Genomic DNA, 9,740 nt, shown 5'->3' on the forward strand with positions numbered 1-9,740 from the left:
TAGCGGACGTGAAGCCGGAGCAAGGCGATCTTGGAAAACAGCCACCGTAGAAGCTCTGGAAACAACGACTATATTAGTCGTAGTTTTCAATGGCAAGATATTTTTCATGAGCCATCCGAGCGAATTTCTGAAGAAAATTTTTGAGCAATGGCTACTCAATAGAATATTTTCACCACAAAATTAGGCGTGTAAGTGATTTTTAAAGGTAGAAAGTCCCATGTCACAGCGTGCGAGGATCGTTGTCCCCCTCACTGATCGCTGCTAATATATGCGACTAATTAGGTCGGAGATCTAAATGTCTCTTTACAGCGCGGGCGTTGAGTACGGCATTCATTGCCTGATTTTTTTGGTGGGCGATGGCGGCGAAAGCCGTGAGGCGAGCGTGCGTGATCTTGCAGAATTGCAAGGCGTACCTCTGGATTACCTGGCGAAGATTTTCACCAAGCTGGCTAAGTCCAAACTGGTCGTAGCAACGGAAGGCGTGCGCGGAGGGTTCAAGCTGTCGAGGCCTTCTGACGAAATCAGCATTCTTGATATCGTCAACGCCATCGACGGTCAGAAGCTCATTTTTGATTGCCGAGAGATTCGCGGCCGTTGTGCCCTGTTCGAAGGCTCTCCGCCTGCCTGGGCGCTAGACGGCCATTGCTCGGTTCACGCGGCGATGATGACGGCACAGAAACGCATGGAAGAAGCTCTCGCCCAACAAACCATTCTTGATCTTGCAAGAAAGGTCGGACGAAAATCTCCAACTGACTTCCCGGCCCAGGTAGGCAGATGGATAAACGATCGTCGAGAAAAGAAAAGCAGCGCGCAGACTGCTGACGACCAGACCATCCAAGTGACCAACATTTCGGACTGAGTAATCGGCGGTCTCAAGGAGCAAGTGCAGCACTTGATGTAATGGGTTGCCATGTCTACCCAATACAACCACCTGAGTACCGAGAAGCGCGTCACCATTATGGTGATGCTATTTCAACGGCAGACGCTCCGAGCTATTAGGCCGGCATGTGAAACGTCAACAGGCCCTAGGGCTTTGCTCAAGTTGGAGTTGGTCAATGCGCCGCCATAGAAACCGCGCCGCAAAAAAGCCACCGAGCGGAATAAAGGCCAATGCAAGGGCGCCCAGCAGTTTGGTGGGTTTCCATTTTTCGCTGGCGGCGACGCTGATCGCCAGCCAGCAGTAAGTCAAGAATGCCAAGCCATGCAATGGACCGACGACTTGCACTGCCGCCGGGTACCCAAAGAAATGTTTGAGCGGCACGGCGACGGTCAGCAGGATGAGCAGGCTGCTGCCTTCTACGCAGGCGGCATACCGCAATGGCCGTAGCGAATCAGAGGGGCGGACAGGTAAGTCGGTCATCGGGATGGGTATCTATGAAGGGCAGACGGTCGAGTATGGCGACCTTGCAGTGCCGAGCCAATTGGCTAAAATGCCAATTACCGAAGGATTCGAGCCAAGTCGGACAGCCAGATGTCAAATCCCGTTACTGCGCATAAAATCGCTGTACTTGCTTTCGACGGCGTGGTGCCGTTCGACCTGACCATACCGCTGGAAGCGTTTGGGCGTGCGCGCCGCGAGACTGGCGAGCTGGTCTATGAGGTGTTGGTCTGCGGCCCCTCGCGCATGATCAAGTCCGCGCACTTTGACATGCGTGTGAGGTGGGGGTTGAGCGAGCTGGCCAATGTCGACACGATCATTGTGCCCGGCGCGTTGGATTTCACCGCACTTCTGCCAAACAACCTGCTGGATGCATTGAGTGACGCCGCCGCAGCCGGCACCCGGGTGGCTTCGATCTGCACGGGGGCGTTCATCCTGGCGGAATGCGGGTTGCTGGATGGGTTGCGGGTCACCACGCATTGGTCCGCAGCGCCGTTGTTGGCCAGCCGATATCCACATGTCACCGTCGACCCCAACGTTCTGTTTATCGATAACGGCCAGGTACTGACCTCTGCCGGTGCATCCGCTGGCCTGGATTTATGCCTGCACATGATCCGGCGCGACCATGGCGCTCAGATTGCGGCTGATGTGGCGCGCCATGCGGTCATGCCGTTGGAACGTGCCGGGGGGCAGGCCCAGTTCATCGTTCACCAGCCTCCCGAATCAACCGGGATGCTGCAACACCTGCAAGCGTGGGTTGAGCAGCATCTGGACCAGCCTTTGACGCTTGAGCAACTGGCGGGCAGGGCGTCGGTCAGCACCCGAACGCTGAGCCGCCGCTTCCGCGAACAACTGGGTGTTACCCCGCTGCAGTGGCTACTACAGGCGCGGGTGCGACGGGCGCAATACATCCTGGAAACCACCCATTTGTCCGTGGAGCAGGTGGCACTGCGCACCGGGTTTGGCTCCTCGACGTCGTTGCGAGAGCACTTCCGACGGCTGCTGGGCACAAGCCCGGTTGCTTATCGGAACGCCTTTTCAAGCGCTCGGCCGTGATAGCCCGGGCTGGCAAGTCGGGTGTTGTAGCTCAATCGTGTTGGCGGCCAATCACACGTTCTATGGCGTCTTTGGTCTCGAGCAACGCGGCCTGAAAACGTTCGGCATGAACCTTTGCCCGCGAGGCGGGTGCCACGACAGTGATTGAGAAATTGCCCAGGTAGGTGCGGATGATGGTCGCGTAGGAGCAAATACCTTCGATGTACTCTTCCGTTTCCTGGGCGATGCCGCTGACACGGATCTGTTCCAATTCTGCCAGCAGGGCCTTTTTGTTCAGCGTGGTGCTTGTCAGCGCCGGCAGCTGTTTTGGCAGGATCGCTTCGAGGTCCTGAGGTGACAGTTCGGCCAGGAGTATCTTGCCGCTGGACGTTGCAAATGAGGGGGGGTTGATACCGATTGGAAAGACAATGCGCAATTCCCGTTCAGCCACCACTCGATCGATCACATACACCTTGTCGCCGATCAAGGACGACAACGTAACCGACTCGTTCAACAACTGGCCAAGCTCGATCAGATAGGGTTGAACCGACGAAATGATGTCGGTCTGGGTCTGGTTGATCAGCAAGCCCAGTGCGGTCCCCAGCCGAAAGCCGCCCTGCGGGCCGATCGACTCAACCAGGCGTTCTTCTTCCAGGGCGGTGATGATCCGTTGCACCGTTGAGCGCGGCGGGTCGACGGCTTGCGCAATCGCCGCATGGCTCAAGCCCTTCGGGTTGTTTCCCAGTGCACGCATGATGGCGGCCGCCCGCGCAATGACCTGAATGCCACCATTTTTTTCCTGCTTGAGTGTCTCGTCGCTCATGTCGTATTCGCTCGCCTTTTTGCCGAACGCCCATCTTACCCGATAGCGCCCTCTGGTCCTGGTGATCACCACATTTGGCGCACGTGATTGCGTGATGTTTGAGCGTTCGCCAAGGGTTTTTGAAAAGTACAGATTGATTTTGGTGAATCGTATAGTGATACACTGAACCTTATAGTGGTTCACATATCTTTTTTTTCATCTTCCTGGGGAGTGCTTCTGGTGAAGCTCAGATGGCCGTCGCGTGCTGTACATATTCTTCCGCTCACCACCGCGTTACTGGTGGGCTGTAATCAATCCGAACAGGTTTCGACCGCCAGTGCTCCGGTGGAGGTTGGGGTCTATACGGTCAAGGCCGAGTCCTTGGTCATGACCACTGATCTGCCTGGGCGAACCTCGGCTTATCGCGTTGCGCAGGTACGTCCGCAAGTCAGTGGCATTCTGCAAAAGCGTCTGTTTGAAGAAGGTGCTCAGGTCAAGGAAGGGCAGCAGCTCTACCAGATTGATCCGGCGACCTATCAGGCCACCCTGGCCCGCGCGCAGGCCAACCTGGACACCGCGCAAAACCTGGCCAAACGCTACGCGAGCCTGCTGGAAACCAAAGCCATCAGCCGCCAGCAGCATGACGACGCGCAAGCGGCGTGGAAGCAGGCCAAGGCCGATGTTCAGGTCGCCAGCATCAACGTCCAGTACACCAAGGTGCTGTCGCCGATCAGCGGGCGGATCGGGCGCTCCAACATCACTGAAGGTGCACTGGTGACGAACGGGCAGGGCACGGAACTGGCGACGGTCAACCAGCTGGACCCCATCTATGTCGATGTGACCCAACCCATTACTCGCATGTTGGCACTGGAGCGTGCGCTGGAGTCTGGCAGCTTGCAGAGCACGGGTGCGGGGCAGGCACATGTCACCCTGACCCTGGATGATGGCAGTGCATACCCATTGCCGGGTGCGTTGAAGTTCTCCGAAGTCAGCGTTGATCCCGGCACAGGCTCTGTGACTAGGCGCGCTGTGTTTCCTAACCCCAACGGTAAATTACTGCCCGGCATGTTCGTCCATGCACAACTTAAGGAAGGCGTGCGCGAGGCGGCCAAACTGGTGCCGCAGCAAGGCATTATTCGCGACAGCCGGGGCGTCGCCACGGCTTGGGTGATCAAGCCGGATGAGACCGTCGAGCTGCGTGAGCTGCAAACCTTGCGCACCGTGGGCAATGCCTGGTTGGTCGGCAAGGGGATCGAAGCTGGAGAGCAAGTGGTCACCGAAGGGGTGCAACGCTTGCGCGCGGGAGCAAAGGTCAAGGCCAGTCCGGCCACTAACGTTGAGTTGATCAGCGACTTCAGCGCCACGACCGGCGAAGGGAGCTGATACCCATGTCCCGTTTCTTTATCGACAGGCCGATCTTTGCCTGGGTTATCGCCTTGATGCTCATGTTGGGGGGCGCGTTGGCGGTAATTTCGCTGCCCGTCAACCAGTACCCGAATATTGCGCCACCCGCCGTGCAGATCACTGTGACCTACCCGGGGGCGTCGGCACAGACCGTGCAGGACACGGTGGTGCAGGTGATCGAGCAGCAGCTCAATGGTTTGGATGGCCTGCGCTACATCTCCTCATCCAGCAACACCGATGGCAGCATGCAGATCATCGTCACCTTCGATCAGGGTACCGACCCGGACATCGCACAGGTGCAGGTGCAGAACAAGCTGCAACTGGCTACTCCCATGTTGCCCGAAGAAGTCCAGCGCCAAGGCATTCGGGTGGTGAAGTATCAGGTCAACTTCATGTTGATTCTGGGGCTGGTCTCGACCGATGGCCGAATGTCGGACTTCGACATGGGCAACCTGATTGTCGCCAATCTCCAGGACCCTATTTCACGGACCAAGGGGGTCGGTGACTTTTTAGTCTTGGGTTCACAGAACGCCATGCGTATCTGGCTCGACCCAGGCAAGTTGAACAGCTATCAGTTGGTGCCCCAGGACGTCATGAGCGCGATTTCGGCGCAGAACGTCCAGGTGTCATCCGGGATGCTCGGTGGTTTGCCAGCGCGTAAAGGTATTGAGCTGTCGGCTACGATCATTGGCAAGACGCGCATGACCACCGTGGACGAGTTCCGCGAGATCCTGCTCAAGGTCAATCCCGACGGCTCGCAGGTGCGTATCAAAGATGTGGCCGAAGTGGGGCTTCAAGCGGAAAACTTTTCCATTTCCAGCCAGTTCAACGGTAAGCCTGCGTCGGGGCTTGCGTTGCGCCTTGCCACCGGTGCCAACCTGTTGGATGCGGTCGCGGCGGTCAAGAAAACCGCGGATGAGCTCAAGCCTTACCTGCCGGAAGGGGTCGAGATTGTATTCCCCTACGACACCTCGCCCGTGGTGGCAGCCTCGATCAAGTCGGTGATCTACACCCTGTTTGAAGCGATCGTGCTGGTGTTTCTGGTGATGTTCCTGTTCTTGCAGAACGTTCGGGCCACGCTGATTCCTTCGTTGGCGGTACCGGTGGTGCTGCTGGCCACGTTCGGCGTGTTGTTCGCCTTTGGTTTCACCATCAACGTGATGACCATGTTTGCCATGGTGCTGGCCATTGGTCTGCTGGTGGACGACGCCATCGTGGTGGTGGAGAACGTCGAGCGGATCATGGCCGAGGAGGGGTTGTCGCCTAAAGAGGCGACACGCAAATCCATGGACCAGATTTCCGGAGCCCTGGTGGGTATCGGCCTGGTGATTTCGGCGGTGTTCATGCCGATGGCGTTCTTCAGCGGCTCTGCGGGTGTGATCTATCGGCAATTCTCGATCACCATCATCGCCGCGATGAGCTTTTCGGTGCTGGTTGCCCTGATATTTACCCCTGCGCTGTGTGCCACCTTGCTCAAGCCGCACAAAGCCGGCGCGCACGAGAAAAAAGGCTTCTTTGGCTGGTTCAACCGCACGTTCGAAAAAAACACGCTGCGCTATGAGCGCAGCGTCAAAGGCATCCTCACGCGGCGCTGGCGCTTCATGGGTATTTACCTGTTATTGACCGTGGGAGCCGGGTTGCTGTTTACCAAGATCCCAATGGCATTTTTGCCTGACGAAGACCAGGGCATCATGGCGGTTCAGGTGCAACTGCCACAGAACGCCAGCGCAGAACGGACCGAAGACGTCTTGGGGCAGGTGCGTAAATTCCTGTTGGAAGATGAAGGCGTCGGCATTTCATCGGCCTTCACCGTGAACGGTTTCAACTTTGCCGGTCGCGGCCAGAGCAGCGGGATCGTGTTCGTGGCCTTGCGGCCGTTTGCCGAGCGTACATCGCCTGACCTATCGGTGTTTGCTATCGCCAAGCGCTTGAACGCGAAGTTTGGCTCGATCAAAGACGCCAACGTGATTGCCCTGGTGCCACCTGCGATTCTGGAGATGGGTAACTCGACCGGGTTCAACGTGTTCCTGCAGGACAACGGCAATGTCGGTCATGCCGGCCTGATGGCTGCCCGTAATCAGTTCCTGGGGTTGGCGGCACAAGATCCGACGTTGATGCTGACCCGGCCTAACGGCCTGGATGATGAAGCGCAGTACCAGGTCATCATCAATGATGAGCAGGCGCGGGCGCTGCAGGTGTCCATCGCCGACATCAACCAGACGATGTCGGTCGCCTGGGGCTCGGCCTATGTCAATGACTTCATCGACGGCGGTCGTGTCAAGCGGGTGTATGTGCAGGGCGACCAGGACTCACGCATCGCGCCTGAAGACTTCGACAAGTGGTACGTACGCAACGCACAGGGCGAAATGGTGCCGTTTTCGGCGTTCGCCACGGGCAAGTGGGTGTATGGTTCGCCGAAGCTGGAGCGCTACGGGGGTATCTCTGCCATCGAACTCCTGGGTACACCGGCCCCTGGCTACAGCACCGGTGATGCCATGGCAGCGGTTGAACGCATCGCGGCGCAGTTGCCGCCTGGCATCGGTATGTCCTACACCGGTTTGTCCTATGAGGAGCGGCACGCGGGTGCGCAGGGGCCAATGCTGTATGTCCTGTCATTGCTGATAGTGTTCCTGTGCCTGGCCGCGCTGTATGAGAGCTGGACGATTCCGGTGTCGGTGCTGTTGGTGGTGCCGCTGGGTATTCTCGGGGCTGTCTGTGCGACCTTGCTGCGCGGGCTATCCAATGACGTGTTCTTTCAGGTCGGGATGCTCACCACCATGGGCTTGGCGGCGAAGAACGCGATCTTGATCGTGGAGTTTGCCAAAGACCTTTACGAGCACCAGGGACGCACGCTGGTCGAAGCCGCCGTGGAGGCTGCGCGCCTGCGTTTGCGGCCCATCATCATGACCTCGATTGCATTCATTATGGGCGTGTTGCCCTTGGCCCGGGCTGTCGGCGCGAGCAGCGGCAGCCAGCACTCCATCGGCACCGGCGTGGTGGGCGGTACGCTCGCGGCGACCTTCCTGGCGATCTTTTTCGTGCCCTTGTTCTACACGTTCGTCACCGGCCTGTTGAGCAAAAAGAAACAACCGGATAACGCCCTGTCGGGAGAGCAAGCATGAGGCTTAAAACGTTGACGCTCTGTGTGTGCATCGGAATTGGCGTACCGGGGTGCAGTCTGATTCCGAAAAAATCCTGGCTGCAGGTGCCTGCCGAGAACACCTGGCCGCAAGGCGCTGCCTATGCCCAGCCTGGTTTGATCGAGGCCAATGCACCCCGGGTACTGTGGAATGACTTTTTCCGCGATGACGGGCTGCGACGGATGATTGCCGTGGCCCTGGAGAACAATCGTGACCTGCGGGTCGCGGCCCTGAATGTCCAGGCTTATCGTGCGCAATACCGGATCCAGCGCTCGGCACTGTTTCCCTCTGTGGATGTGAATGGCAGCGGCAATCGGCAGCGGTTGCCGGCTGATCTGTCGAGTACGGGGAGCGCCGGTATCCAGAGTCAATATGGGCTGAATGTCGGCATTACCTCTTATGAGCTGGATGTATTTGGACGCGTCAGTAGCCTCAACGCGGCGGCCCTGGAAAATTACCTGGCCACCGCACAGGCGCAGAACAGTATCCGTATCGGCTTGATCGCCGATGTGGCGAGTGCGTATCTGACGTGGCGTACCGACCAGGCGTTGCTTGAGCTGACCACTAGAACCTTGAACAGCTACAGCGCGAGCCTGGCGCTGACCAGCCAGGCACATCAGGCAGGGACCTCTTCAGAGTTGGATGTGCGCCAGGCGCGTACTCAGGTCGATACCGCCAAGGCACAAATGCTCCAGTACACCCGGCAAGTTGCCCAGGACGTCAATGCCCTGCGGCTTCTGCTGGGCGCAAAAATCCCTGATGACTTGCCCCAAGGTACGCCGCTGGAGGGCGCCGTCCTGGCGGACATCCCCGTGGGGTTGCCGTCCGAATTGTTGCATCATCGTCCGGATATCTTGCAGGCCGAGCATCTGTTGTCGGCCGCAAATGCCAACATCGGTGCGGCTCGGGCTGCGTTCTTTCCCTCGATTCGCTTAACTGCGACGGCCGGCTCTGCCAGCAGTGAGTTGGGTGACCTGCTCAATGGCGGCCAAGGCAGCTGGAGCTTTGCACCGCAGATCAGCGTGCCGATTTTCAATGGCGGGCGACTGCGCGCCAGCCTGGATTACGCCGAAATCCAGAAAGACATCAGCGTTGCCCAATACGAAAAGAGCATCCAGACCGCGTTTCGCGAGGTGGCCGATGGCTTGGCAGCTCAAGGCACCTTCGGCAAGCAGTTGCAAGCCCAGCGTGATCTGGTGATGGACAGTCGCGTCTATTTCGATTTGGCGCAGCAGCGCTACGAAACAGGTGTTGACAGCCATTTGACCCTCCTCGATGCCCAGCGACTGTTGTTCACGGCCGAGCAAAGGCTGTTGAGTGATCAACTGCTCAAACTGGACAGCCAAGTCCAGCTATACAAGGCGCTAGGCGGAGGTTGGGAGGCTTCCCAAATGATCAGTTCCGCTCGATAGTCACGTCAAGAAAACGGGCCAGTGGTGGCTGGCTCGTCAACAATCGTCATGGATTTTCACTCCTTTTTTGTGAAGCGCCTGCCCGAGTCAGTCTCGATGTTTCTGGGAAATGTCCTACAGAACGACGGGAAAGTTCTCACGAGTATGTGCGCCGGTAAATGTCCGAACACCGCATGTGTGACCGGACGTTATTGGTTTGGCTGACTAGCCCTCGACGTTGTTTGAAGGGCGCTCAGTCGGATTTCTCATATTTGGAGCGAAAGCACGTATGGCGCAGGTTAGTTTGATAGATATCAAATCTGGAAAACTGGTAGAGCAGGCAACGGGTAATTCCACCACCGTTGGCAGCCCCAGTATCGTAAAGATTTCGTTGAATCCTGAAACGCTGAAGTCTGCTTCCCGGGCTGGCGACGATTTGGTCATCGTGTTGAAGTCCGGTGAGCAGGTCGTGCTCAAGGGCTTTTTTGTTGTGGCGGCTGACGGTCTGCACAATGAGTTGGTGTTGGAAAGCGAAGGAAAATTCTGGCACGCGACTTATGAGCCAAGCCAGGCATCACTTTCTTTAAAAG

At 57.7% G+C, this 9,740-nt stretch carries 9 protein-coding genes; 7 read left to right on the forward strand and 2 right to left on the reverse strand.

Translation table 11 applies throughout. The annotated features are described in order from the left end of the window. Both FEM54_RS34350 and FEM54_RS15295 read left to right on the forward strand, forming a co-directional pair. Nucleotides 1-184, forward strand: a 184-nt coding sequence (locus FEM54_RS34350; protein ID WP_205894411.1) for a hypothetical protein, incomplete at its 5' end; no start/stop codon positions are given. 111 nt (nt 185-295) lie between these two features. Further along, nucleotides 296-859: an RrF2 family transcriptional regulator gene (locus FEM54_RS15295; RefSeq protein WP_138451726.1), complete on the forward strand. Its 564-nt coding sequence runs from the start codon at nt 296-298 to the stop codon at nt 857-859. A 156-nt stretch (nt 860-1,015) separates the two neighbouring features. Here FEM54_RS15295 and FEM54_RS15300 read toward each other — a convergent pair whose 3' ends face one another. Further along, a complete protein-coding gene (locus tag FEM54_RS15300; RefSeq protein WP_138451729.1) occupies nt 1,016-1,360 on the reverse strand; it encodes a DUF3817 domain-containing protein in 345 nt (114 codons plus the stop codon). A 111-nt stretch (nt 1,361-1,471) separates the two neighbouring features. On the opposite strand from FEM54_RS15300, the gene FEM54_RS15305 reads away from it, so the two are divergent. After that, on the forward strand, nt 1,472-2,434 hold the full coding sequence (locus tag FEM54_RS15305; RefSeq protein WP_138451731.1) for a GlxA family transcriptional regulator: 963 nt from the start codon (nt 1,472-1,474) through the stop codon (nt 2,432-2,434). A 31-nt stretch (nt 2,435-2,465) separates the two neighbouring features. Here the strand turns inward: FEM54_RS15305 and FEM54_RS15310 are convergent, their stop codons facing one another. Continuing rightward, nucleotides 2,466-3,236, reverse strand: a complete 771-nt coding sequence (locus FEM54_RS15310; RefSeq protein WP_138451739.1) for an IclR family transcriptional regulator — start codon at nt 3,234-3,236, stop codon at nt 2,466-2,468. Nucleotides 3,237-3,455: 219 nt separating this feature from the next. Between FEM54_RS15310 and FEM54_RS15315 the strand changes: the two genes are divergently transcribed. The 4 genes from FEM54_RS15315 to FEM54_RS15330 all read left to right on the forward strand — a co-directional run. Next, nucleotides 3,456-4,598, forward strand: a complete 1,143-nt coding sequence (locus tag FEM54_RS15315) for an efflux RND transporter periplasmic adaptor subunit (RefSeq protein ID WP_420875317.1) — start codon at nt 3,456-3,458, stop codon at nt 4,596-4,598. A gap of 5 nt (nt 4,599-4,603) precedes the next feature. Further along, nucleotides 4,604-7,741, forward strand: a complete 3,138-nt coding sequence (locus FEM54_RS15320; RefSeq protein WP_138451733.1) for an efflux RND transporter permease subunit — start codon at nt 4,604-4,606, stop codon at nt 7,739-7,741. Further along, the gene (locus FEM54_RS15325; RefSeq protein WP_138451735.1) at nt 7,738-9,171 is read left to right on the forward strand and encodes an efflux transporter outer membrane subunit; all 1,434 of its coding nucleotides are present in this window, start codon (nt 7,738-7,740) and stop codon (nt 9,169-9,171) included. The genes FEM54_RS15320 and FEM54_RS15325 overlap by 4 nt, the downstream gene beginning before the upstream one ends. Before the next feature lie 268 nt (nt 9,172-9,439). Next, a partial coding sequence (locus FEM54_RS15330) for a BapA/Bap/LapF family prefix-like domain-containing protein (protein WP_138451737.1) occupies nt 9,440-9,740 on the forward strand: 301 nt, incomplete at its 3' end.

Origin of the sequence: Pseudomonas edaphica (assembly GCF_005863185.1) — a bacterium.
Classification (GTDB): domain Bacteria; phylum Pseudomonadota; class Gammaproteobacteria; order Pseudomonadales; family Pseudomonadaceae; genus Aquipseudomonas; species Aquipseudomonas edaphica.

Bases quoted from the DNA above. Each gene is read 5' to 3' on its own strand.
- FEM54_RS15305 (WP_138451731.1), top strand. From the start codon at position 1,472: ATGTCAAATCCCGTTACTGCGCATAAAATCGCTGTACTTGCTTTCGAC.
- FEM54_RS15295 (WP_138451726.1), top strand. From the start codon at position 296: ATGTCTCTTTACAGCGCGGGCGTTGAGTACGGCATTCATTGCCTGATT.
- FEM54_RS15310 (WP_138451739.1), bottom strand. From the start codon at position 3,236: ATGAGCGACGAGACACTCAAGCAGGAAAAAAATGGTGGCATTCAGGTC.
- FEM54_RS15300 (WP_138451729.1), bottom strand. From the start codon at position 1,360: ATGACCGACTTACCTGTCCGCCCCTCTGATTCGCTACGGCCATTGCGG.
- FEM54_RS15325 (WP_138451735.1), top strand. From the start codon at position 7,738: ATGAGGCTTAAAACGTTGACGCTCTGTGTGTGCATCGGAATTGGCGTA.
- FEM54_RS15320 (WP_138451733.1), top strand. From the start codon at position 4,604: ATGTCCCGTTTCTTTATCGACAGGCCGATCTTTGCCTGGGTTATCGCC.